Raw genomic sequence first — 512 nt, forward strand, 5'->3', positions numbered from 1 at the left:
CACCGCTGGACCTGCTCCAGTGCGGTGTGCGTGAGTGCACGGGCCCGCTCCGGAACCGAACCCGACACCGCATCCGCATTCACATGCCAGACAACGGACTCCGGCAGGGGACCGTCCGCCGGCACCGCGGCCAGCTCCATCAGCCGACCGGCGGCTTCCGGCACCGGCAGCCCCGTCCAGTCGACTGCGAACACGGTGTCGCTCTGAACGGCGCGGGCCTCGGTGAGCTGCTCGGCCGTCGCGGCACGGACATGCAGGGAGTCGGCGGTGAGTACGGGTCGGCCTGTGGGGTCGGTGATGTGGAGGGTGATGTCGCTGTAGTCGTCGGTCTGGAGGGTGAGGTGGACCCGCAGACTGGTGGCGCCCGTGGCGTGGATGGTGACGCCGGACCATGCGAAGGGCAGCAGTGTCGGCTGGGACGTGCTGTCGCTTTCGGGGTTGATGAGCATGGCGTGGAGTGAGGCGTCGAGGAGTGCGGGGTGGAGAGTGAAGCGGGCGGCGTCGGCGTGTGC

General features: G+C 69.7%; 1 protein-coding gene. It reads right to left on the reverse strand.

The window, feature by feature from the left end:
- Window positions 1-449: polyketide synthase dehydratase domain-containing protein (locus NLX94_RS38755; RefSeq protein ID WP_254388002.1), on the reverse strand; the 449-nt coding region annotated here is incomplete at its 3' end.
- Between the last annotated feature and the right edge of the window lie 63 nt (window positions 450-512).

Origin of the sequence: Streptomyces sp. TBY4, from assembly GCF_024213195.1 — a bacterium.
Lineage (GTDB): Bacteria > Actinomycetota > Actinomycetes > Streptomycetales > Streptomycetaceae > Streptomyces.